We start from the raw sequence: 26,227 nt of genomic DNA on the forward strand, positions 1-26,227 counted from the left end.
ATTTGTACGCAATTAATTAACAACACACTAAATTAATTGCACATGCAAGCTCACCAATCAAAATTTATAGGCGAAGGTTTAACATATGATGATGTTTTACTAGTACCAGCTTACTCTGAAGTACTTCCAAGAGAAGTTTCTATTAAAACAAAATTTACTAAAAATATAACTATAAATGTACCAATAGTTTCTGCTGCTATGGATACAGTTACCGAATCTGCAATGGCAATAGCTATGGCAAGAGAAGGTGGTATTGGTGTATTACATAAAAATATGACGATTGAGCAACAGGCTCAAGAGGTTCGTAAAGTAAAACGTGCAGAATCAGGAATGATTATTGACCCATTAACTTTACCATTAACAGCAACAGTTTTAGATGCTAAAATGTTAATGAAAGAAAATGGTATTGGCGGAATTCCTATTGTTGATGCTCTTGGTGTTTTAAAAGGAATTGTAACTAATAGAGATTTACGTTTCGAACATAAAAATGATCGTCCGATTGTTGAGGTAATGACTAAAGATAATTTAGTAACTGCAGCAGTAGGAACTTCATTAAAATCGGCAGAAAGTATTTTACAAGAAAAGAAAATTGAAAAATTATTAATTGTTGATGATGCTTATAAGCTTTCAGGATTAATTACTTTCAGAGATATAACTAAGGTTACTCAAAAGCCAATTGCAAATAAAGATACTTACGGACGTTTACGTGTTGCAGCTGCATTAGGTGTTACTGCAGATGCTGTTGATAGAGCAGAAGCTTTAGTAAAAGCAGGAGTTGATGCCGTTATTATTGATACAGCACACGGACATACTAAAGGTGTGGTAACAGTGTTAAAACAAGTAAAAGCTAAATTTCCTGAATTAGATGTTATTGTAGGTAACATCGCTACTCCAGAAGCAGCTAAATATTTAGTTGAAGCAGGTGCAGATGCAGTAAAAGTAGGTATAGGACCAGGTTCTATATGTACAACTCGTGTTGTTGCAGGTGTAGGTTCTCCTCAGTTTTCAGCAGTTTTAGAAGTTGCTGCAGCTATTAAAGGATCTGGAGTTCCAGTAATTGCTGATGGTGGTATTCGTTATACAGGTGATATTCCTAAGGCTATTGCCGCAGGTGCAGATTGTGTTATGTTAGGATCGTTATTAGCAGGGACTAAAGAATCACCAGGAGAAACTATTATTTACGAAGGACGTAAGTTTAAATCGTATCGTGGAATGGGATCTGTTGAAGCAATGAAGCAAGGTTCTAAAGACCGTTATTTTCAAGATGTTGAAGATGATATTAAAAAATTAGTTCCAGAAGGTATTGTAGGTCGTGTACCTTATAAAGGTGATTTAGAAGAGAGTATTCACCAATTTGTAGGGGGATTACGTGCTGGTATGGGATACTGTGGTTCTAAAGATATCGAAACATTAAAAGAAACTGGTAAATTTGTACGTATTACAGCAAGTGGAATTAACGAAAGTCATCCACATGATGTTGCTATTACTAAAGAATCACCAAATTATAGTAGAAGGTAATTTTTACGCTAAAATTTTATAAAAAATGCTGTTAAGAAATTAACAGCATTTTTTTATTTTTAGATGTTTAATTTATTATAAAAACAACTTTAATGTTAAAAATATAATTTATTTACAATATCCTTGTATCCCTTGTAAAATATAGAAAAAAAAGATGTTAAATACGGAAAACCGTATAGAATCTATTAATGGAAGTATTATTTTTGACCCGAAAAAAAAGAAGAGTTTTAGTATTGGTTAAAATTAAAAATAACTATGTTTCAAAAAGTATTAATAGCAGAAGATACTGACTTTATATTAAGCGGTATAAAATCAGCTTTACAGAGTTTAAAAATCCCGATAATAGAATATGCAAGGTCTTGTGATGATGCTTTTTTAAAATTAGAAAGTGCTTGCTCTAAAGGAGAACCATTTGATTTATTAGTAAGTGATTTATCTTTTATAGAAAACCCAAATATTGAAAAGTTACATTCAGGAGAAGATTTAATCGCTAAAGCTAAAAAATTACAAAAATCATTAAAAACTATTGTTTTTTCTGTAGAAGAGAAGCCTTATCGAATTCAGCAGTTGTGTAATGTGTTAAGAGTTGATGCCTTTGTTTGTAAATCTGTAAATGGAGAAGCAGAATTAAAAAAAGCAGTACAATTAGTATTTGACGAATCTTTCTTTATTTCACCTAAATTAGGAAATGTTTTAATAGAAAAAGATATATTTAAAGTAACAGCTTATGATTTAACTATTTTAAAATATTTAGCAGATGGATTAGATCAGAAAGAAATATGTGGAACTTTAAGAACTAATAAAGTAAAACCTAACAGTATTAGTTCTGTTGAAAAGAGATTAAAACAACTTAAAGAAAAATTTAACGCAAATAATCCAACACAATTAGTTGCAGTTACTAAAGATTTTGGATTGATTTAATTAAATAAAATTTTTTTTAAAAAAAACCGTGGTTATTTAATAATCGCGGTTTTTTTTTGTGTAATTTTTTAAAATCAAAAACATTCCTTTTTTATTTATATTTTAGTGAGATGAAGTAGGTGAGGTAAAAAATTCTGTTATATAAAGGTTTATCAAAAATGAATAAAGAAAAAGGGTTTGAAATATTTAGAAATAGAAATGAACAAAACAGGTTTATTAAATATTATTTAGAAACTGATTTTGAAAAAATTTCTTACATTGAGATAGAGAATTTAAAAACGAAATATTTTATTCATCCTAAAGGTTTTTGGTATGATAAAAATGGTATTATTGATTATGATTTGATAACTGATTTTTGGATATTATTACGAAAGTTTATTGTTAAGCCATTTAATGAGACTAAAGCATCATTAAATTTTAATGGTTTTGTTTTTCCTGAGTTTGAAAATAATAAAACAAGTGTTTTATCTAAAAAAGACTATCTTTTTTGGGGAGAAGATAAGGGGTTTATTTTTGAACAAAAAGTGTCGTTTTATAATTGTACATTTTTAGGTAAAGTTAATTTTAATAATGTTGAGTTTTTAGATGAAGTCAATTTTTCTAATTCAATATTTTTAAGTGAAACAACATTTAGGTATTCAGTATTTCATAAGAAGGTTCTTTTTGATAGCTCAGTATTTCAGAATAAAAATAAATTAGAAGATTATATCGGTGTTGATTTTAGTGATGCAATATTTCATAATGATGCCTTTTTTAATTATACACTATTCGAAAGAGAACTACGTTTTTCAAATTGTACTTTTAAAAAAAGTTTTAACTTTAGAAATTCAATTGTTCATAAACAATGTTTTTTTGGAAAAGCTACATTTATAGGAGAAGCACATTTTCATTTTACAATTTTTAAAGAAATGACTTCATTTGATTATACTTCATTTGAAAGTAATACAGGTTTCGGTTATACAATTTTTGCTGATAAAGTTCAGTTTTATAGTACGAAGTTTATAGCTGTTTTTTTTCAAAAAACCTTTTTTCTAGATATAGCCCTTTTTTATCGTTTAGAATTAATTGAATGTAAGGAGTTGGTATTTCAAGATTGTTATTGTTTTGATAAAAATATTATTTCACATGAAAAGCTAATCAGTATTTTAAATTTTATTAGGTTTTATATTTCAAATTTTTATCGTCAAAAAACAAACTCTAATATTTTTGATTTTTATAAAGTAATTTCAAATAAAGAAAAAGAACAATTAAAACTTTATAACCATAGTATTTTGTTCTCTAAAGAAATTAAAAAAGCATTAAAAATAATAAAGGATTCTGATTTTGACGTAATTATTCCGAATATTAAAGACGGTACATTTTTTAGTAAAAAAGTGCAATTTCAGTTTTTAGATGTTTTATTTATTAATACAACTTTTAATCGTTTAGATTTAACGAAAACAGATTTTGAAGAGTCAAATGTTACAAATCTTCAATTGAAAGAATGTGACTGGGGTAATAGTTCTAGAATAATACTTCAGAAAGAAAACAATGAAAATAAGTTAGATGCAAAATCAATACAAAGTTTGGAGGTTTTATATCGACAGATAAAAAGAAACTATGATAATGTGAAAAACTGGGAATTATCTGGAAAGGCATTTTTTAGTGAAATGGAAATGAGAAGAAATCGATATTTCCTTGAGCGTAAATTAACAGGAAGTGGGCTTGTCAACTTTTTCAACTATATAATATTTAGTATATATAAACATTCGTGTAATTATACACAAAATTATGTAAAACCAATGTTCATATTACTGTGCTGTTGGTTATTTGTTTTTCCTTTATTATTTGGTGTTATTGGATGTTATTCTTACCAAGAGAATTATATTACTATTTTTTCTTATTCTAGAATTATATATTATGATAATTCTAATTTACCGTATTGTTTGAGTTTTTCAAATATTTACGAATTGAGTAGTTCTAATACATTCTTGTTTATAAAAACAAAAATAACTTCTTATTGGTTTTTAACTTTAATTCAAAAAATAGTAAGTACAATTTTATTGACATTTATTATTCTCTCATTCAGAAAAAGATTTAAACAATAATTTAAAATAAAATTAACAGAGAATTTTGAGTTAAATAATTGACAATTAATCAACTTATATAACTGTACTTTAATTTTTTTTTTTGATAAAAAAAACGTTGTTGAAATCGATTAAGTTAATGTAAATACACCGTAATAACAAGGGAAACACGTTAATAAATAAATAACAGAATATTATAATTAAATTGCGTAGAGTGTTTTATTTTTAGCTAAGAAGTAGTAATTTCGCAAAGACTTCAATTTCCTAATTTTTATGACTCAAGAAACAAAATATACCGAAGATAATATCCGCTCGCTAGATTGGAAAGAACATATCCGTATGCGTCCAGGAATGTATATCGGTAAACTAGGTGATGGTTCATCGGCTGATGATGGAATTTATATTTTGGTTAAAGAGGTTTTAGATAACTCTATTGATGAATATGTAATGGGTGCTGGTAGAACTATCGAAATTTCTATTCAGGGTAATAAAGTGATTGTTAGAGATTACGGTCGTGGTATTCCTTTAGGAAAAGTTGTCGATGTTGTTTCTAAAATGAATACAGGTGGAAAGTACGATTCTAAGGCGTTTAAAAAATCAGTAGGTTTAAACGGAGTAGGTACAAAAGCCGTAAATGCACTTTCTTCTTTTTTTAGAGTAGAATCATCAAGAGATGGAAAATCTGCCGCTGCTGAGTTTGAACAAGGTAATTTAATCAATCAAGAGTTTTTAGAGCAAACATCACGAAGAAAAGGAACAAAAGTATCTTTTATTCCCGATGAAATAATCTTCAAAAAATATAAGTATAGAAACGAATATGTTTCTAAAATGCTTAAAAACTACGTTTATCTAAATGTTGGATTAACAATTGTTTTTAATGGAGAAAAATTTTTATCAAAAAATGGATTAAAAGATTTATTAGAAGAAAACAACAATCAAGAAGATATGTTGTATCCTATAATTCATTTAAAAGGTGATGATATTGAAGTAGCAATTACACATAGTAAAACACAATATTCCGAAGAATATCATTCATTTGTAAATGGGCAACATACTACACAAGGTGGTACGCATCAGGCTGCATTCAGAGAAGCAATTGTAAAAACTATTCGAGATTTTTATGGAAAATCTTTTGAAGCTTCAGATATTCGAAAATCGATAATATCAGCAATTGCCATTAAAGTAATGGAACCTGTTTTTGAAAGTCAAACCAAAACAAAGTTAGGTTCAACTGAAATGGGTGATGATTTGCCAACGGTTAGAACCTATATTAATGATTTTATCAAAACAAAACTTGATAATTTTTTACATAAAAATGTAGAAATCGCTGATAAGTTACAACGTAAAATTATACAAGCAGAAAAAGAACGTAAAGAACTTTCTGGAATTAGAAAGTTAGCAAAAGATAGAGCTAAAAAATCTAACTTACACAATAAGAAATTACGAGATTGTAGAGTTCATTTAGGTGATACTCAAAAGGAAGCTTATTTAGAGTCTACTTTATTTATTACAGAGGGAGATTCTGCATCGGGTTCTATTACAAAATCTAGAAACGTAAATACTCAAGCCGTTTTTAGTTTGAAAGGGAAACCTTTAAATTCTTACGGATTAAGTAAGAAAATTGTATACGAAAACGAGGAGTTTAATTTATTGCAAGCAGCTTTAAATATAGAAGACGGCTTAGAAGATTTGCGTTATAATAATATTGTAATTGCTACGGATGCCGATGTTGATGGAATGCATATTCGTTTATTATTGATAACATTTTTCTTGCAATTTTTTCCAGAAGTTATCAAAGAAGGACATTTATATATTTTAGAAACGCCATTATTTAGAGTTCGAAATAAAAAAGATACACATTATTGTTATTCCGAAGAAGAAAAAAGAGCGGCTATTAAGAAATTAAGAGGTAAGCCAGAAATTACTCGATTTAAAGGATTGGGGGAGATTTCTCCAGATGAATTTGTCCATTTTATTGGTGATGATATTCGTTTAGATCCTATTATGTTAGATAAAGAAATGTCTATAGAAAGTATGTTAGAATTTTATATGGGGAAAAATACACCAAATAGACAAAAATTTATCATTGAAAACTTAAAAGTAGAATTAGATCCAATTGATGATGAGGTTTAAATAGCTTATCAATAACAATATAGACTCTTTTAAAAAAAAAGTCTATAATCAATATAAAAATTAAACTCTTAAACGAATAAACGTTTTTTAGATGAGTGAAGAAATAAACGAACACGAAGAAGAATTAAATAATACTAACGAACCAATTGAAAATACAGAAACTATTACTAAGGTAACAGGAATGTATAAAGAATGGTTTTTAGATTACGCTTCGTATGTAATTTTAGAAAGAGCAGTTCCATCATTAGAGGATGGGTTAAAACCCGTACAACGTAGAATAATGCATTCTATGAAAGATTTAGATGATGGACGTTACAATAAAGTAGCAAACATTGTTGGACATACGATGCAGTATCACCCGCATGGTGATGCTTCAATTGCAGATGCTATGGTGCAAATTGGTCAGAAAGAATTGCTGATTGATATGCAAGGTAACTGGGGTAATATTTTAACAGGAGACCGTGCAGCAGCTTCTCGTTATATTGAAGCTCGTTTATCAAAATTTGCTTTAGATGTAGTTTTTAATCCTAAAACTACCGAGTGGAAAAAATCATACGATGGTAGAAGAAATGAACCAATAGATTTACCTGTAAAATTCCCTTTATTATTAGCGCAAGGAGCAGAGGGGATTGCCGTAGGTTTATCAACTAAAATATTGCCACATAATTTTAATGAATTGATTGCGGCATCTATTAAATATTTAAGAGGAAGAAGTTTTACTATTTATCCAGATTTTTTAACAGGAGGAGTAGCTGATTTTACTAATTATAATGATGGTAAACGTGGTGGAAAAGTCCGTGTACGTGCAAATATTTCTCAATTAGATAAAAAAACATTAGTTATTACTGAAATTCCTTTCGGTACAACTACAACATCTTTAATTGATAGTATTTTAAAAGCCAATGAAAAAGGTAAAATAAAAATCAGAAAAATTGAAGATAATACTGCCGCAGCTGTAGAGATATTAGTGCATTTGCCTATCGGAATATCTCCAGATAAAACAATTGACGCTTTATATGCTTTTACAAATTGTGAAAATTCAATTTCTCCGCTTTCATGTACAATTGAAGATAATAAACCTGTATTTATAGGTGTTTCTGAAATGTTAAAACACTCTACTGATTTAACAGTAAAGTTATTAAAAAGCGAATTAGAAATTCAATTAAATGAACTAGAAGAACAATGGCATTTTGCATCTTTAGAAAGGATTTTTATTGAAAATAGAATTTATCGCGATATTGAAGAGCAAGAAACTTGGCAAGGTGTAATTAAATCTATTGATAAAGGATTATTAGGTCATATTGAGCATCTAAAAAGAGAAATAACCGTAGAAGATATTACTCGCTTAACAGAAATTCGAATTAAAAAAATATCAAAATTCGATATCGATAAAGCAAAACAATATATTGAAGGCTTAGAGGATAAAATAGCAGAAGTTAAACATCATTTAGATAACTTAATTACATTTGCTATAGACTATTTTAAAGGTTTGAAAACTAAGTATGGTAAAGGGCATGAGCGTAAAACCGAAATTAAAATTTTTGATGATATTGTAGCTACAAAAGTAGTAATGAGAAATACAAAACTATATGTAAATATAGAAGAGGGCTTTGTAGGAACTTCATTAAAAAAAGATAAATATGTTGATGATTGTGCTGATATAGATGATATAATTATCTTTAAAGATAATGGTACAATGATGGTTACAAAAGTAGCCTCTAAAACTTTTGTTGGTAAAGGAATTATCCATGTTGCAATTTTTAAGAAGAGAGATAAGCGTACGGTGTATAATATGATGTATCGAGATGGTTCGAGAGGTGCAAATTATATGAAACGTTTTAATGTAATAAGTGTAACTCGTGATAAAGAATATGATTTAACTACAGGAGCTAAAGGTTCAAAATTATTATATTTTAGTGTAAATCCTAATGGAGAAGCTGAGGTTGTTACGGTTAATTTACGTCCTGTTGCAGGAGTAACAAAATTAAAATGGGATGTTGATTTTGCAGAATTAGCAGTTAAAGGACGTGCTATTCGAGGAAATCAAATTACAAAATATAGTATTAGAAAAGTAGAATTTAAAACAGCAGGTGTTTCTACTTTAAAACCTCGTAAAATTTGGTTTGATGATACTGTTCAACGTTTAAATGTTGATGGAAGAGGTGATTTATTAGGAGAGTTTAGAGCTGAAGATAAAATTTTAATTGCTACACAATCAGGTAAAATAAAAGCAGTATCACCAAGTTTATCAATGCATTTTGAAAGTGATATGATTGTTTTAGAAAAATGGAAGCCTAATAAACCTATTTCGGCAATTTATTTTGATGCAGAAAAGGAACGTTATTATGTAAAACGTTTTTTAATTGAAACAGTAGATAAAGAAGAAACCTTTATTGCTGATACTGAAAAATCAAAATTAGAAATTTTATCTACAGATTATCGTCCTGTAGCTGAGGTTATATTTTCAAAGCGTAGTTTAGAAAACCTTAAAGTTAATTTTGAAGAGTTTATAGCTATAAAAGGTATTAAAGCACAAGGGAATCAATTAACAACCGATAAAATACGTATTGTTAATTTATTAGAATCTTTGCCTTACGAGGAGCCAATACTTTTAACAGAAGAAGAGGTTAAAGATGAAGAAGTTATAGATGATATTCTACCTCTAGAAGTTGAGGTTGTAGCGCCTAAGGAGTTTGAACAAACAAAAGAAGATAAAGCTAAGAAAGCATTAGAGCGTGCACTTCAAAAAAAGAAAAAGAACACAGAAGAAGATGATAGTCAAACAGCATTATTTTAAATGAATGAATTATTAACATATCGTTTTAATTTAGATTCTTTTTTAGGGATTTTGGGATATATATTAGTAGTCGTATTTATTTCATGGTTGTTATCTAGAGTGATACGTTATATTATTGTTCAAATTATAAAGCGTAGAAAAACAGCTCCTTATGGAGGAACCAGTATTTTGTTTTTCAGAAATTCTGTAAAATTTTTTATAGGTTTTTTTGGAATTACTTATATTATTACAACAGTACCTGCTTTTAGTAGTAAAGCTTCGTTAATTTTTTCTGGAGCAGGTATTTTAGCCGCTATTATTGGTTTTGCGGCACAAGCAGCATTGTCTAATTTAATCGCAGGAGCTTTTATTGTTCTTTTTCGTCCGTTTAGAGTGGGTGATTATATAAAACTTGATGATACTAGAGTTGGTATTGTTGAAGATATAACCTTACGACATACAGTTATTAACAATTTTGAAAATAAACGATTAATTATACCAAACTCGGTAATAAGTACCGATTCAGTATTAAATCATACGATTGAAGATTCTCATGTTCTTAGTTTTAATAACTTTAAACTAGGGATAAAAGCAGATATTGATTTAGCAAGGAAAATTATACAAGAAGAAGCTATTAAATTACCGACTGTTATTGATTTTAGAACTCCTGAACAGGTAATAGCAGATGTTAAACAAGTAGATGTTCGTGTAATTGATGTACATACAGATCATATACATATGCGTGCCTATGTTTGGTTAAACGAACCATTTCAAGAATTTAAAACAAAATGTTCTTTAAAAGAAGCGGTACATAAACGTTTTTTAGCAGAAGGAGTGGCTTTACCAATTCCTATTTATAAAATTTTGAAGGTTTAATATTTACCGTTATCCTCATATAAATTTTGTTTTTGAGTGAAACTTTTCATTCTATATTTGCAAAACATATTTAACTAAAACATTCTTCACATTTTCCTTGAATTAATATTTGAGATGTATCAACTTTACGATTAGGAATATTAGGTATAAGAACATTTGTTGATAAACAATCTACTTTTCCACAATCTAGACATTCAAAATGAGCATGAGTATCATGATGTTTAGTACTAGTACAATCATTACATTTTGCATACCATTTATTTCCATTTTTCCCAAGAAAAGAATGTAAAACACCATCGTCTTCTAATTTGTCTAAAATTCGATATATAGTAGTTTTATTCATTTTTAAACTAAGACGTTCAATTAGAATGATAACTGATATTGCACTTGAGTTTTTACTAAATTCATCAAGTAATACATTTACTGATTTTGTTTTTCTGATAATGCCCATACCACAAATATAATACAAATCTATTGCAATAAAGTTGCGTTAATTAATGTTTTGTATATATTTTAACCTAAGTTCTATTATGCTTTCTGTTGCTTCTAGAGAAAATTTTTGTTTACTGAAGTAAATGCACAATATAAATTTAGTGATATAGCTTCATTATCTAGAAAAGAGATTTCGGTTGAAAATATAGTAATAGCTCAATATGAATTGATGAAAAAATCATATATTTTTGAAGTTGTAGTAGATGGTGAGAAAGTTATTTATTCCGTTAAAGGAAACGATTGGAAAGCTTTCTTTAAAAAGTTAGAAGATTCTGGTCATTTTAATGGTTTTCAATCTCATCACGTATTTGTAGTGGATGCATTAAAGAAGTCAGAAGGTTATAGAAAATGGTATGATAAAATTGGGCATACTGTTATGGATATAAATGGAAAACATCACGATGGTTTATTAAATCTTATAATGTTAGAGGGCTATACCAAACCTAAAGGAATTATAGCTGCAAGAGGGGTACACGCAAACCATAAAAAATATAATAAAGCTTTAATTGATTTTTTTGATGAAAGATGGAAAAAGCATTTGATAACTAAAAATGGCAATGAAGCTGGAGCTATTGATTTATTTGACGATGAAATTTTAAAAGTTCAAGAAGGGATACAAAAATTATTACTAGAAAAATCTGTTATCGGTTATAAAGATGTATCAGGAAAATGGATACGCACAAAAGTAGATGATTTAATAAATGAAGATGTATTATTACAAATGATAAAATAAGTAAGATGAAATTTTTTGAATTTAAGAATAAAGTTTTTCAATGGACAATTAATATTAATCAAGAGGATTATGGAAAGGTAATAGCTCCTATGAATGATAATATTTGGTTAGCGAAAGAAAGTTTACCAATAAAAATGAGAATGATAGATGCTTATGAAGACATTGATTTATGGGAAGGGGAAACCCCTTTTGTAGATGTATTAGGTTGGTACACTGATATTACAACAGGAGATATTAAACCCAAAAAAGGTACGTATATAGTAATTAGTAAAAAGATAAAAGAAGTTTTAGAAAAATATCGCTTGCCAGAGCATCGTTTTTATCCGATATCATTGCATTGTAAAGAGTTAAAACAAAGCAATAGTGATTATTTTTTATTTCATGTTTTAGTTAAACATCCAACTGTAGGAGATTATAGATTATTCTAAATGTACTTTTGTAGAAATAACTCAAAATTCAGAAGGAAAAAATATACCTATAAAGATTCACCCTGAGAGTTCTATATTATCATCAAGTGAAAGAATAGCTATAATAACTGGGAAAATTAAAATTTTAGGTTCATATAAGTGGAGTTATGGAGGTAAGGATATGATAAGTAGGAATAAATTAGAATTTAAAAATAAAGTATATAAATACGATTATGATGTATTGTGGGGGTTATCAGGGATATTGTATTTAAGTGAAGAAATAAAAAATGAATTAGAAACTGTTGGTATTACTAATGGATATTTTTTTCCTTTAAAAGAAAATATGATACGATCATTTGAATATGAGCAAATGAAAAATAGTTAAAAAAATGTTATCCCGCTAGCGCGGATTTGCAATCCCTGCCGATAATGAATAAGTAATATGTGTTAAATGTGTTAATTTATGATAAAGTAACTAGATGAGGTGTCTCAAAAAATAGAAAAAAGAGAATTATTAAGTAAAAAAATTACTTTTTTCCTCGATTATAATTGACTATGAATACGATTGCAAATACTAGTTTAACTCATCAAGTAAAGTTTTTAAATACAACTACAGAGTTTCATAAAAATATGCGTTTATAATTTTATCCTAAAATTTTTGAGAATCGAGATACAGGTACTGTAAACTTGAATTTTTTAAAGCTGAAACTGAATTGAACTTAATCAGAAATATATTTTTTATGATTTTAATAACTTCAATTTTAATTGGTTTTGGGATTTTTAAAAATATAAAGTATTTTACTTGATATTTTATTAAATAACAATCCCCTCTTTAATAGATGGGGTTGTTATTTAATTATGTACTTACTTTCCGATACAGAAATTACCAAAAATATGTCCTAAAATATCTTTGTCAACATCATATTCACCAGTTATATTTCCAAGATGACGTAAACACTCGCGAATATCAATCGAGAATAAATCCGTAGAAATTTCTAAATCAATTCCTTGTTGTACAGAAGTAATGGCAGTTAAAGCATTGTTTAATGCTTCAAAATGACGTGAATTAGTAACAATTGTTTCGTTATTACTTAAAGCACCTGTATTGACTAAAGATGTTAATTCTACTTTTAATTCTATGATTCCTGTTTTTTGTTTTGCTGATAATAAAATTAAAGGATCAATAGCTGATTTTAAAATAGCTGTGTCATGACAGGATAAAGTATCAATTTTATTAGCGATAACTAACAGACGTTTGTTAGGAAAACGTTCTTTTATAGTTTCGATTTCTTGTAAAAATTCTTCACTTGCATATGAGAATTTATTTGCATCAATCAAAAATATAATTAATTGTGCATTTTCTGCTTTTTCGTAGGTTTTTTTAATTCCGATGTTTTCAACAATGTCTTCAGTTTCTCTAATACCAGCAGTATCAATAAAACGAAAGGCAACACCTTCAATAATTAAATCATCTTCAATGGCATCACGAGTAGTTCCTGCAATGTCTGAAACGATGGCTTTTTCTTCGTTTAAAAGTGTGTTTAATAAAGTTGATTTTCCAACGTTTGGTTCTCCAATAATTGCTACAGGAATTCCATTTTTCATGGCATTTCCAAAGGCAAAAGAATCTATTAATCGTTTTAAAACAAACGTAATTTTAGCGACTAATTCTTTAAATTTAGTTCTGTCTGCAAATTCTACATCTTCGCCAGAAAAATCTAATTCAAGTTCAATTAATGCTGCAAAATCTAATAATTGTATGCGAAGATCTTTTAATTCGTTTGTAATTCCGCCACGCATTTGCTGAATAGCCATTTGATGACTTGCAGCAGAATTAGAAGCAATAACATCGGCAACGGCTTCGGCTTGGCTTAAATCCATTTTTCCGTTTAAAAAAGCACGCATGGTAAATTCACCATTATCAGCCATTCTACAACCATTTTTCAAAAATAATTGAATAATTTCTTGCTGAATAAATACCGAACCATGACACGAAATTTCTACGACATTTTCGCCAGTATATGATGTTGGATTTTTAAAGATAGAAATCAATACTTCATCTAAAATAATTCCATTATCTATAAGGTGTCCTAAGTGTAAGGTATGTGTTTTTTGAGTAAGTAAAGATTTTTTTGATTTTATCGATTTGAAAAAAGTATTCACTATTTCAATAGCTTTTTCACCAGAAAGTCTAATTACAGCAATAGCTCCAATACCTGATGGAGTTGCCATAGCAATAATAGTATCATTTTGTATCATGTTACAAAATTAGCTATAAGCTATTAAAAAAACATAAATTATTTATAGTAATTTTTTTACAAAAAAAAGTGAATATGTTTTTTTTAGTGAAAAATTTTTTTTTAAAAAAAAAAGTTTATATTTGTCCTTTATATGTAACTCATTGACTTTGAGCTTTTTTGCTGATAGCTTTATGTTTTGTATTTAAAAAACACCCCTCCCCTTAAAAAAGTGTTATAAAATAAATTTCCCCCACCCTTTTATATGTCCCCTATAAACTCTGTAATTTTATTATAAGGGTTTAGAATTTTGATAAATAAAAACTATGGAAAAAATGAGTACTTTTTTATGTTTGTGTATTAATACAGCATCATTTACTAATACACAAAACTTATATTTTATTAAGTTTAAGAAATGTGTAACTGGGTTAATTGTTGAAAAAAAAAGAAAGATAAAAACTATTGTAACACTTTTAAAAAATAATATTTTTTATTGTAATTTATTGGTAGATAGTATTATAGTTAATTTGAATTATGTTATTGTAGATTTAAATTTAAGTAGGGTAAAAGTGAATAAGTTTGTTTTATTTATGTGTTCATTAATATTTAACTTTAATTTAACATTGTAATGCACCTTATTATGAAATTTAATTTACTGTACATTTTAGCACTATTCTCATTACAGATATTAAGTGCTCAAGAAGATGTTTTTATATCTAAAGAAATAGCAAATAATCCAGCAAACTGTAAGCAATTTGACGTTACACTTACTATAAAAGGAACTCCACCTGAAGCACCTCAAGAAGTAGTTTTACTTATTGATGTTTCAGGGAGTATGCAACATCCGGTAGATGATGGTACGGGAAATACGAAGCCTATTATGGACTTCGCAAAGGATGCCGCAAGAGATTTTGTTGCGAAATTACTTTCTCCTATAAATAATCCAACAGGAAAGAATAAAATATCTATAGTTAGTTATAATTATGATGCAACTATTTTAACTACATTGACTTCAAACCAAGCTGTATTAGAAGCTACTATTAATAATCTATTACCAACGACAGGTACTAATATGCAGGATGCTTTGCTGAAAGCTGGCGAGGTGTTTTCTAATTCTAAAGGAAATAATACTTTTAAGTGTAAAACAACAAGAAGTATTGTGTTGTTAACAGATGGTGTTCCTAATTCTTATAATAACCCTCCTTCTTCAGTATATTGTCCTTCTGTGGCTATTGATACTGATTGTCAGAGACAAGCTATTTCAGCAGCAAAAGAAGTTGAAACAACTACTGTTAAAGGAGTTACTTATAATCAATCTATATTTACAGTAGGATTTAGAGGTACGTTAAATCCTGATGAAAAAAATAGTTCAAAGTATACTTTAGATAATATACAGAATAGTGGTGCCTTTTACACAGATAATGCAGCAGATTTAACTAGTATTTATAGTACAATTTTAGGGCAATTAATACCTGCAGCTGTATCTTTACCTGGTGAACCTTTAGTTAAAGATATAGTAGCTGATGCATATGAAATAATACATGGAAGTCTAACATCAAGTAGTACTTTAGATATAGATAAAGGCACAGGTTCATTTGTAAATAATACTATCAATTGGGAAATAGATAAAGTATTAAACGAAACACTTACTTTAAAATATTCGATACTAGCAACAGATCCTAATTACTGTGGTAATGTTACTCAAAGTGTATCTACTCTAAAATATATAAATTCAGATTGTATTGAAACTACTAAAGTTTTTGATAATCCAGACATATGTATACCTTGTCCAGTAAAGAATATTGAAATTAATAGAGAAAAATGTTTAAATTCAATTAATTATTCTTTTAGCTTAAGTGGAGATTCCTGTGGAGGTGTTACAGGAACTTATTTATGGAATTTTTTTTTAAATAATGTTTTAGTAGGTACATCATCTACTGGAAATGGAGTGTTTAATTATACAGGAAGTGATGATTTTACAGGTGATTTTAGAGCTGAATTAGAATATGGCTCGGTTTATCCAGCCATAGGTTGTACTTTGTCATCAGGAAAAGAAGAAAAATCGATTGCTTTAGCAGATCCAATAAAAGTTGTAGAGTTAATAAATAATACTAAATGTTATAATGGTAATGATGGAAGTATTGAATTAACGGTTTCAGGAGGCTATGGTGATTATTTATATAATTGGAGTAATGGATCTAGAACTAAAGATATATCAAATTTAGGAGCAGGAGATTATACGGTTGTTATTACCGATAAGCAAGGATGTTCTTTTAATGAAAAGTATACAATTAATTCACCTGATGAGTTATCTTTATCTTTGTTAGGGAGTGATTTAAGTTGTGGCGGAATCGATGGAGGTATTGATTTGTCTGTGACAGGAGGAACAGGTAATTATAGTTATTTGTGGAGTAATGGTGCAATAACTCAAGATATTAATAATCTTAGCACAGGTTTATATACAGTTACAGTTACTGATGCTAATGATTGTGAAAAATCAATTTCAACAACACTTATTTCTTTAGATAATGAAGTACCAGTAATTATTGTTCCAGATGCATTACTTATTGAAACATGTAATCAAAATAATATAACTTCAGTAAATGCTAGGTATAAATTTAGTTTAACAGAAGTTCTTGTTAATATTATTGATTTTAATACTATAGGATATTCTGTAAGTGATGATACAAATATTGTTGCGATTACATATAAAGATGAAATTATTTCTTATAATGGTTGTATAACTAAAGTTTTAAGAACTTTTAAGGTTACTGATGCTTGCGGTAAAATAGGAATAGATACATTAATTATTACGATTGAAGATACAATCAAGCCAACATTTACAGTTCCTTCGGATATCACAATATCAACAGATACGAACTGTACTTTTGATGTATCGGTAATAGCAACAGGAGATGTAACTGATGAGTCAGATAATTGCGATACCACATTAGACGCAACCTTTACAGATGTTGAAACAGCAGGAAGTTGTGATGGCTCAAAAGTAATCACGAGAACATGGAGTTTAAGCGATGCTTGTGGAAACACCACAACAAAAGACCAAGTTATTACAATTGAAGATACAATCAAGCCAACATTTACAGTTCCTTCGGATATCACAATATCAACAGATACGAACTGTACTTTTGATGTATCGGTAATAGCAACAGGAGATGTAACTGATGAGTCAGATAATTGCGATACCACATTAGACGCAACCTTTACAGATGTTGAAACAGCAGGAAGTTGTGATGGCTCAAAAGTAATCACGAGAACATGGAGTTTAAGCGATGCTTGTGGAAACACCACCACGAAAGATCAAACAATTACAATTGAAGATACAATCAAGCCAACATTTACAGTTCCTTCGGATATCACAATATCAACAGATACGAACTGTACTTTTGATGTATCGGTAATCAAAACAGGAGATGTAACTGACGAGTCAGATAACTGTGATACCACATTAGACGCAACCTTTACCGATATTGAAACAGCAGGAAGTTGTGATGGCTCAAAAGTAATCACGAGAACATGGAGTTTAAGCGATGCTTGTGGAAACACCACAACAAAAGACCAAGTTATTACTATAGAAGATACTATCAAACCAAGTTTTACAGTTCCTTCGGATATCACAATTTCAACAGATACGAACTGTACTTTTGATGTATCGGTAATCAAAACAGGAGATGTAACTGATGAGTCAGATAACTGTGATACCACATTAGACGCAACCTTTACCGATGTTGAAACAGCAGGAAGTTGTGATGGCTCAAAAGTAATCACGCGTACATGGAGTTTAAGCGATGCTTGTGGAAACACCACCACGAAAGATCAAACAATTACAATTGAAGATACAATCAAGCCAACATTTACAGTTCCTTCGGATATCACAATATCAACAGATACGAACTGTACTTTTGATGTATCGGTAATAGCAACAGGAGATGTAACTGACGAGTCAGATAATTGCGATACCACATTAGATGCAACCTTTACCGATGTTGAAACAGCAGGAAGTTGTGATGGCTCAAAAGTAATCACGCGTACATGGAGTTTAAGCGATGTTTGTGGAAACACCACAACAAAAGACCAAGTTATTACGATTGAAGATACTATCAAACCAAGTTTTACAGTTCCTTCGGATATCACAATATCAACAGATACGAACTGTACTTTTGATGTATCGGTAATCAAAACAGGAGATGTAACTGACGAGTCAGATAACTGTGATACCACATTAGACGCAACCTTTACCGATGTTGAAACAGCAGGAACTTGTGATGGCTCAAAAGTAATCACGCGTACATGGAGTTTAAGCGATGCTTGTGGAAACACCACCACGAAAGACCAAACAATTACAATTGAAGATACAATCAAGCCAACATTTACAGTTCCTTCGGATATCACAATATCAACAGATACGAACTGTACTTTTGATGTATCGGTAATAGCAACAGGAGATGTAACTGATGAGTCAGATAACTGTGATACCACATTAGACGCAACCTTTACCGATGTTGAAACAGCAGGAAGTTGTGATGGCTCAAAAGTAATCAAGAGAACATGGAGTTTAAGCGATGCTTGTGGAAACACCACCACGAAAGACCAAACAATTACAATTGAAGATACAATCAAGCCAACATTTACAGTTCCTTCGGATATCACAATATCAACAGATACGAACTGTACTTTTGATGTATCGGTAATAGCAACAGGAGATGTAACTGATGAGTCAGATAACTGTGATACCACATTAGATGCAACCTTTACCGATGTTGAAACAGCAGGAAGTTGTGATGGCTCAAAAGTAATCACGCGTACATGGAGTTTAAGCGATGTTTGTGGAAACACCACAACAAAAGACCAAGTTATTACGATTGAAGATACTATCAAACCAAGTTTTACAGTTCCTTCGGATATCACAATATCAACAGATACGAACTGTACTTTTGATGTATCGGTAATAGCAACAGGAGATGTAACTGACGAGTCAGATAACTGTGATACCACATTAGACGCAACCTTTACCGATGTTGAAACAGCAGGAACTTGTGATGGCTCAAAAGTAATCACGCGTACATGGAGTTTAAGCGATGCTTGTGGAAACACCACCACGAAAGACCAAACAATTACAATTGAAGATACAATCAAGCCAACATTTACAGTTCCTTCGGATATCACAATATCAACAGATACGAACTGTACTTTTGATGTATCGGTAATAGCAACAGGAGATGTAACTGATGAGTCAGATAACTGTGATACCACATTAGACGCAACCTTTACAGATGTTGAAACAGCAGGAAGTTGTGATGGCTCAAAAGTAATCAAGAGAACATGGAGTTTAAGCGATGCTTGTGGAAACACCACCACGAAAGACCAAACAATTACAATTGAAGATACAATCAAGCCAACATTTACAGTTCCTTCGGATATCACAATATCAACAGATACGAACTGTACTTTTGATGTATCGGTAATAGCAACAGGAGATGTAACTGATGAGTCAGATAACTGTGATACCACATTAGATGCAACCTTTACCGATGTTGAAACAGCAGGAACTTGTGATGGCTCAAAAGTAATCACGAGAACATGGAGTTTAAGCGATGCTTGTGGAAACACCACCACGAAAGACCAAACAATTACAATTGAAGATACTATCAAGCCAACATTTACAGTTCCTTCGGATATCACAATATCAACAGATACGAACTGTACTTTTGATGTATCGGTAATCAAAACAGGAGATGTAACTGACGAGTCAGATAACTGTGATACCACATTAGACGCAACCTTTACCGATGTTGAAACAGCAGGAACTTGTGATGGCTCAAAAGTAATCACGCGTACATGGAGTTTAAGCGATGCTTGTGGAAACACCACCACGAAAGATCAAACAATTACAATTGAAGATACAATCAAGCCAACATTTACAGTTCCTTCGGATATCACAATATCAACAGATACGAACTGTACATTTGATGTATCGGTAATAGCAACAGGAGATGTAACTGATGAGTCAGATAACTGTGATACCACATTAGACGCAACCTTTACCGATATTGAAACAGCAGGAAGTTGTGATGGCTCAAAAGTAATCAAGAGAACATGGAGTTTAAGCGATGCTTGTGGAAACACCACCACGAAAGACCAAACAATTACAATTGAAGATACAATCAAGCCAACATTTACAGTTCCTTCGGATATCACAATATCAACAGATACGAACTGTACTTTTGATGTATCGGTAATCAAAACAGGAGATGTAACTGACGAGTCAGATAACTGTGATACCACATTAGACGCAACCTTTACCGATATTGAAACAGCAGGAAGTTGTGATGGCTCAAAAGTAATCAAGAGAACATGGAGTTTAAGCGATGCTTGTGGAAACACCACCACGAAAGACCAAACAATTACAATTGAAGATACAATCAAGCCAACATTTACAGTTCCTTCGGATATCACAATATCAACAGATACGAACTGTACTTTTGATGTATCGGTAATCAAAACAGGAGATGTAACTGACGAGTCAGATAACTGTGATACCACATTAGACGCAACCTTTACCGATGTTGAAACAGCAGGAACTTGTGATGGCTCAAAAGTAATCACGCGTACATGGAGTTTAAGCGATGCTTGTGGAAACACCACAACCAAAGATCAAACAATTACAATTGAAGATACAATCAAGCCAACATTTACAGTTCCTTCGGATATCACAATATCAACAGATACGAACTGTACATTTGATGTATCGGTAATAGCAACAGGAGATGTAACTGATGAGTCAGATAACTGTGATACCACATTAGACGCAACCTTTACCGATATTGAAACAGCAGGAAGTTGTGATGGCTCAAAAGTAATCAAGAGAACATGGAGTTTAAGCGATGCTTGTGGAAACACCACCACGAAAGACCAAACAATTACAATTGAAGATACAATCAAGCCAACATTTACAGTTCCTTCGGATATCACAATATCAACAGATACGAACTGTACTTTTGATGTATCGGTAATAGCAACAGGAGATGTAACTGATGAGTCAGATAACTGTGATACCACATTAGATGCAACCTTTACCGATGTTGAAACAGCAGGAAGTTGTGATGGCTCAAAAGTAATCACGCGTACATGGAGTTTAAGCGATGCTTGTGGAAACACCACCACGAAAGATCAAACAATTACAATTGAAGATACAATCAAGCCAACATTTACAGTTCCTTCGGATATCACAATATCAACAGATACGAACTGTACTTTTGATGTATCGGTAATAGCAACAGGAGATGTAACTGATGAGTCAGATAACTGTGATACCACATTAGACGCAACCTTTACCGATATTGAAACAGCAGGAAGTTGTGATGGCTCAAAAGTAATCAAGAGAACATGGAGTTTAAGCGATGCTTGTGGAAACACCACCACGAAAGACCAAACAATTACAATTGAAGATACAATCAAGCCAACATTTACAGTTCCTTCGGATATCACAATATCAACAGATACGAACTGTACTTTTGATGTATCGGTAATAGCAACAGGAGATGTAACTGATGAGTCAGATAACTGTGATACCACATTAGATGCAACCTTTACCGATGTTGAAACAGCAGGAAGTTGTGATGGCTCAAAAGTAATCACGCGTACATGGAGTTTAAGCGATGCTTGTGGAAACACCACCACGAAAGATCAAACAATTACAATTGAAGATACAATCAAGCCAACATTTACAGTTCCTTCGGATATCACAATATCAACAGATACGAACTGTACTTTTGATGTATCGGTAATAGCAACAGGAGATGTAACTGACGAGTCAGATAACTGTGATACCACATTAGACGCAACCTTTACAGATGTTGAAACAGCAGGAAGTTGTGATGGCTCAAAAGTAATCACGAGAACATGGAGTTTAAGCGATGCTTGTGGAAACACCACAACAAAAGACCAAGTTATTACTATAGAAGATACTATCAAACCAAGTTTTACAGTTCCTTCGGATATCACAATTTCAACAGATACGAACTGTACTTTTGATGTATCGGTAATCAAAACAGGAGATGTAACTGATGAGTCAGATAACTGTGATACCACATTAGACGCAACCTTTACCGATGTTGAAACAGCAGGAAGTTGTGATGGCTCAAAAGTAATCACGCGTACATGGAGTTTAAGCGATGCTTGTGGAAACACCACCACGAAAGACCAAACAATTACAATTGAAGATACAATCAAGCCAACATTTACAGTTCCTTCGGATATCACAATATCAACAGATACGAACTGTACTTTTGATGTATCGGTAATAGCAACAGGAGATGTAACTGATGAGTCAGATAACTGTGATACCACATTAGACGCAACCTTTACAGATGTTGAAACAGCAGGAAGTTGTGATGGCTCAAAAGTAATCACGCGTACATGGAGTTTAAGCGATGTTTGTGGAAACACCACAACAAAAGACCAAGTTATTACGATTGAAGATACTATCAAACCAAGTTTTACAGTTCCTTCGGGTATCACAATATCAACAGATACGAACTGTACTTTTGATGTATCGGTAATCAAAACAGGAGATGTAACTGACGAGTCAGATAACTGTGATACCACATTAGACGCAACCTTTACCGATATTGAAACAGCAGGAAGTTGTGATGGCTCAAAAGTAATCACGCGTACATGGAGTTTAAGCGATGCTTGTGGAAACACCACAACAAAAGACCAAGTTATTACGATTGAAGATACTATCAAACCAAGTTTTACAGTTCCTTCGGATATCACAATTTCAACAGATACGAACTGTACTTTTGATGTATCGGTAATAGCAACAGGAGATGTAACTGACGAGTCAGATAACTGTGATACCACATTAGACGCAACCTTTACCGATGTTGAAACAGCAGGAAGTTGTGATGGCTCAAAAGTAATCACGCGTACATGGAGTTTAAGCGATGTTTGTGGAAACACCACAACAAAAGACCAAGTTATTACGATTGAAGATACTATCAAACCAAGTTTTACAGTTCCTTCGGGTATCACAATATCAACAGATACGAACTGTACTTTTGATGTATCGGTAATCAAAACAGGAGATGTAACTGACGAGTCAGATAACTGTGATACCACATTAGACGCAACCTTTACCGATATTGAAACAGCAGGAAGTTGTGATGGCTCAAAAGTAATCACGCGTACATGGAGTTTAAGCGATGCTTGTGGAAACACCACAACAAAAGACCAAGTTATTACGATTGAAGATACTATCAAACCAAGTTTTACAGTTCCTTCGGATATCACAATTTCAACAGATACGAACTGTACTTTTGATGTATCGGTAATCAAAACAGGAGATGTAACTGATGAGTCAGATAACTGTGATACCACATTAGACGCAACCTTTACCGATGTTGAAACAGCAGGAAGTTGTGATGGCTCAAAAGTAATCACGCGTACATGGAGTTTAAGCGATGCTTGTGGAAACACCACCACGAAAGATCAAACAATTACAATTGAAGATACAATCAAGCCAACATTTACAGTTCCTTCGGATATCACAATATCAACAGATACGAACTGTACTTTTGATGTATCGGTAATAGCAACAGGAGATGTAACTGACGAGTCAGATAACTGTGATACCACATTAGACGCAACCTTTACCGATATTGAAACAGCAGGAAGTTGTGATGGCTCAAAAGTAATCACGCGTACATGGAGTTTAAGCGATGTTTGTGGAAACACCACAACAAAAGACCAAGTTATTACGATTGAAGATACAATCAAGCCAACATTTACAGTTCCTTCGGATATCACAATTTCAACAGATACGAACTGTACTTTTGATGTATCGGTAATAGCAACAGGAGATGTAACTGATGAGTCAGATAACTGTGATACCACATTAGACGCAACCTTTACCGATGTTGAAACAGCAGGAACTTGTGAGGGATCAAAAGTAATCACGCGTACATGGAGTTTAAGCGATGCTTGTGGAAACACCACCACGGAAGACCAAGTTATTACAATTGAAGATACAATCAAGCCAAGTTTTATGGGTGAATTACCACAGGATATAAGTGTGAGTTGTGATGAGGTACCAGAAGCTGGTGTTTTATTAGTATCAGATAATTGTAGTCTTTCTTCTGATTTAGAGTTAGTGTATACAGAAAATATAACAAGAATACCTAACCAATGTGATTCCGAATATAGAATAATAAGAACGTGGAATCTTAAAGATTGTGCAGGTAATACTTCTAGTCATACTCAAAAAATTATGGTTATAGATAATAATGCACCAGAATTAGTAACAGATATTAATGATATTAATGTAGCGTGTGATAATATACCAGAAGTTCCTACTTTAGAATTTACAGATAATTGTTCAAGTAATAATATTAAGGTTGAATTTGAAGAGGATAATACATTTAATGGAACAGGTAACGATTATTTAATTAAAAGAAATTGGATAGCGACTGATTCTTGTGGTAATACTACTAGTTTTACACAAAATATAAATGTTACGGTTAATAAAAATACAAGTGTAATAGAAGATTCGAGATGTATTGATGATGGTGAAATTGATTTAAATAATTACTTAGTAGATAGTAATATTTCATCATATAAAGGTAAATGGACTCTTGTGAAAGGAGATAATTTATCGCTTTCAAATGGGGTTTTTGATCCTTTAAATCTTTCTTTAGGTGATTATATTTTTAACTACACAGTTTCTAATGATTTTTGTATACTCGTTACACAGGTTATTATAAATATAAATGATGAATGTATTGTTTTACCATGTGGTAAAGATGATATTAAGATATCAAAAGCAGTAACACCAAATGGTGACTCATTGAATGAATATTTTAAAGTAGCAGGAGCTGAATCATGTGGGTTTAGAGTAAGTGTAAAGATTTTTAATCGTTGGGGAGGAAGAGTTTACAAGTCGAGTAATTATACTAATAATTGGAATGGAGTCTCAGAAGGACTAACTTTTGGAAGTGGTGAGAAGTTGCCTGCGGGAACATATTATTACATTGTCATATTAGAGAATAGTGGGTTAAAACCATTTACAGGAGCAATTTATTTAGCAACCAAGTAATATATAAGCTATGAATTATAACAACAAATTATTATATACAATTCTTGTATTATTTATTTTATCAATTTTTAATATACAAGGACAACAATTACCTCAATTTACTCAATATATGTATAATACAATTTCTGTAAATCCGGCATATGCAGGTAGTAGAGAAGTATTAAGTATTGTGGGGTTACATAGAAGTCAATGGGCGGGTTTTGGAAAAGGAGCAGAAACCCAAACATTATCAATTAATGCACCATTACGAAATGAAAAAATAGGAGTAGGGTTATCATTTATAAATGATAAATTAGGCTATGAAAAATTCACTTATTTATATGGAGATTTTTCATATACTATTCAATTAAGTTATGGTTTGAAATTAGCTTTTGGTTTAAAAGCAGGTTTTACTCAATATAGTTTAGATGATGAGTTATTAATTGCAGAAGGATTAGATCCTGCAGTTAGTGGAGTAGGTAATAGATGGGAACCTAATATTGGTAGTGGTTTATTTCTACATACAGAAAAATGGTATGTAGGTTTATCTACTCCAAGATTAATAAATGTAAATCATAATGATTTAACAGTTGATGGAGTTAATTATGGTGTTCTTGATAAAAGAAGTTATTACCTGACCGGAGGATATGTTTTTGAATTAAATAATAACGTAAAATTTAAACCTGCAACTTTAATTAAAGCAACCAATGGAGCTCCTTTATCATATGATGTAACAGCAAATTTTCTTTTTAATGATAAATTTTGGTTAGGAGGTTCGTATAGATTTAATGAGTATACAGGTGCCTTGGGCGCGTTGATTGATTTTCAAATATCAGATGATTTTCGAATAGGTTACGCTTATGAGTATCCTTTATCTGATATAAATCAATTTTCAAATGGTACTCATGAAGCATTATTAATGTATGAGTTAAATAGCTCTAACAGAGTAAGGTCACCAAGATATTTTTAAGCGTAT

Annotated in this window: 13 protein-coding genes; 11 read left to right on the forward strand and 2 right to left on the reverse strand. The window is 31.2% G+C overall.

Annotated elements, in window-relative coordinates:
- The first annotated feature begins 42 nt into the window (after positions 1–42).
- From guaB to AB0T67_RS01645, 6 genes are all read left to right on the forward strand, one after another.
- A complete protein-coding gene (gene guaB, locus AB0T67_RS01620; protein WP_369218861.1) occupies positions 43–1,518 on the forward strand; it encodes an IMP dehydrogenase in 1,476 nt (491 codons plus the stop codon).
- Positions 1,519–1,773: 255 nt separating this feature from the next.
- On the forward strand, positions 1,774–2,439 hold the full coding sequence (locus tag AB0T67_RS01625; protein ID WP_271229972.1) for a helix-turn-helix domain-containing protein: 666 nt from the start codon (positions 1,774–1,776) through the stop codon (positions 2,437–2,439).
- 158 nt (positions 2,440–2,597) lie between these two features.
- Positions 2,598–4,526 (forward strand): pentapeptide repeat-containing protein, encoded by a 1,929-nt coding sequence (locus AB0T67_RS01630; protein WP_369218862.1) that lies wholly within the window; start codon positions 2,598–2,600, stop codon positions 4,524–4,526.
- Positions 4,527–4,778: 252 nt separating this feature from the next.
- Positions 4,779–6,638 carry a DNA topoisomerase IV subunit B gene (locus AB0T67_RS01635; RefSeq protein ID WP_369218863.1) on the forward strand — a complete coding sequence of 620 codons (1,860 nt, stop codon included), beginning with the start codon at positions 4,779–4,781 and terminating at the stop codon, positions 6,636–6,638.
- 91 nt (positions 6,639–6,729) lie between these two features.
- Positions 6,730–9,435 (forward strand): DNA gyrase/topoisomerase IV subunit A, encoded by a 2,706-nt coding sequence (locus AB0T67_RS01640; protein ID WP_369218864.1) that lies wholly within the window; start codon positions 6,730–6,732, stop codon positions 9,433–9,435.
- Complete coding sequence (locus AB0T67_RS01645) at positions 9,436–10,290, forward strand: mechanosensitive ion channel family protein (RefSeq protein WP_369218865.1); 855 nt, start codon at positions 9,436–9,438, stop codon at positions 10,288–10,290.
- Positions 10,291–10,360: 70 nt separating this feature from the next.
- On the opposite strand, the gene AB0T67_RS01650 is transcribed toward AB0T67_RS01645, so the two are convergent.
- The gene (locus tag AB0T67_RS01650) at positions 10,361–10,741 is read right to left on the reverse strand and encodes a Fur family transcriptional regulator (protein ID WP_369218866.1); all 381 of its coding nucleotides are present in this window, start codon (positions 10,739–10,741) and stop codon (positions 10,361–10,363) included.
- A gap of 108 nt (positions 10,742–10,849) precedes the next feature.
- On the opposite strand from AB0T67_RS01650, the gene AB0T67_RS01655 reads away from it, so the two are divergent.
- From AB0T67_RS01655 to AB0T67_RS01665, 3 genes are all read left to right on the forward strand, one after another.
- Positions 10,850–11,515, forward strand: a complete 666-nt coding sequence (locus AB0T67_RS01655) for a hypothetical protein (protein ID WP_369218867.1) — start codon at positions 10,850–10,852, stop codon at positions 11,513–11,515.
- A 5-nt stretch (positions 11,516–11,520) separates the two neighbouring features.
- Positions 11,521–11,943 (forward strand): hypothetical protein, encoded by a 423-nt coding sequence (locus AB0T67_RS01660; RefSeq protein ID WP_369218868.1) that lies wholly within the window; start codon positions 11,521–11,523, stop codon positions 11,941–11,943.
- Positions 11,944–12,103: 160 nt separating this feature from the next.
- Complete coding sequence (locus tag AB0T67_RS01665; protein WP_369218869.1) at positions 12,104–12,307, forward strand: hypothetical protein; 204 nt, start codon at positions 12,104–12,106, stop codon at positions 12,305–12,307.
- A gap of 479 nt (positions 12,308–12,786) precedes the next feature.
- Here the strand turns inward: AB0T67_RS01665 and mnmE are convergent, their stop codons facing one another.
- A complete protein-coding gene (mnmE, locus tag AB0T67_RS01670; protein ID WP_369218870.1) occupies positions 12,787–14,181 on the reverse strand; it encodes a tRNA uridine-5-carboxymethylaminomethyl(34) synthesis GTPase MnmE in 1,395 nt (464 codons plus the stop codon).
- A gap of 618 nt (positions 14,182–14,799) precedes the next feature.
- Between mnmE and AB0T67_RS01675 the strand changes: the two genes are divergently transcribed.
- Both AB0T67_RS01675 and AB0T67_RS01680 read left to right on the forward strand, forming a co-directional pair.
- Positions 14,800–25,272: a T9SS type B sorting domain-containing protein gene (locus tag AB0T67_RS01675; protein ID WP_369218871.1), complete on the forward strand. Its 10,473-nt coding sequence runs from the start codon at positions 14,800–14,802 to the stop codon at positions 25,270–25,272.
- A gap of 10 nt (positions 25,273–25,282) precedes the next feature.
- Positions 25,283–26,221 (forward strand): PorP/SprF family type IX secretion system membrane protein, encoded by a 939-nt coding sequence (locus tag AB0T67_RS01680; RefSeq protein WP_271232085.1) that lies wholly within the window; start codon positions 25,283–25,285, stop codon positions 26,219–26,221.
- The last annotated feature ends 6 nt before the right edge of the window (positions 26,222–26,227 follow it).

This window comes from Tenacibaculum salmonis, assembly GCF_041053065.1.
GTDB classification, from domain to species: Bacteria; Bacteroidota; Bacteroidia; order Flavobacteriales; family Flavobacteriaceae; genus Polaribacter; species Polaribacter pacificus_A.

What these genes read in the sequence shown, in the direction of transcription:
- AB0T67_RS01630 (WP_369218862.1), top strand. Translation starts at nt 2,598, where the DNA reads ATGAATAAAGAAAAAGGGTTTGAAATATTTAGAAATAGAAATGAACAA.
- mnmE (WP_369218870.1), bottom strand. Translation starts at nt 14,181, where the DNA reads ATGATACAAAATGATACTATTATTGCTATGGCAACTCCATCAGGTATT.
- guaB (WP_369218861.1), top strand. Translation starts at nt 43, where the DNA reads ATGCAAGCTCACCAATCAAAATTTATAGGCGAAGGTTTAACATATGAT.
- AB0T67_RS01665 (WP_369218869.1), top strand. Translation starts at nt 12,104, where the DNA reads ATGATAAGTAGGAATAAATTAGAATTTAAAAATAAAGTATATAAATAC.
- AB0T67_RS01640 (WP_369218864.1), top strand. Translation starts at nt 6,730, where the DNA reads ATGAGTGAAGAAATAAACGAACACGAAGAAGAATTAAATAATACTAAC.
- AB0T67_RS01680 (WP_271232085.1), top strand. Translation starts at nt 25,283, where the DNA reads ATGAATTATAACAACAAATTATTATATACAATTCTTGTATTATTTATT.
- AB0T67_RS01645 (WP_369218865.1), top strand. Translation starts at nt 9,436, where the DNA reads ATGAATGAATTATTAACATATCGTTTTAATTTAGATTCTTTTTTAGGG.
- AB0T67_RS01625 (WP_271229972.1), top strand. Translation starts at nt 1,774, where the DNA reads ATGTTTCAAAAAGTATTAATAGCAGAAGATACTGACTTTATATTAAGC.
- AB0T67_RS01650 (WP_369218866.1), bottom strand. Translation starts at nt 10,741, where the DNA reads ATGGGCATTATCAGAAAAACAAAATCAGTAAATGTATTACTTGATGAA.
- AB0T67_RS01660 (WP_369218868.1), top strand. Translation starts at nt 11,521, where the DNA reads ATGAAATTTTTTGAATTTAAGAATAAAGTTTTTCAATGGACAATTAAT.
- AB0T67_RS01675 (WP_369218871.1), top strand. Translation starts at nt 14,800, where the DNA reads ATGAAATTTAATTTACTGTACATTTTAGCACTATTCTCATTACAGATA.
- AB0T67_RS01635 (WP_369218863.1), top strand. Translation starts at nt 4,779, where the DNA reads ATGACTCAAGAAACAAAATATACCGAAGATAATATCCGCTCGCTAGAT.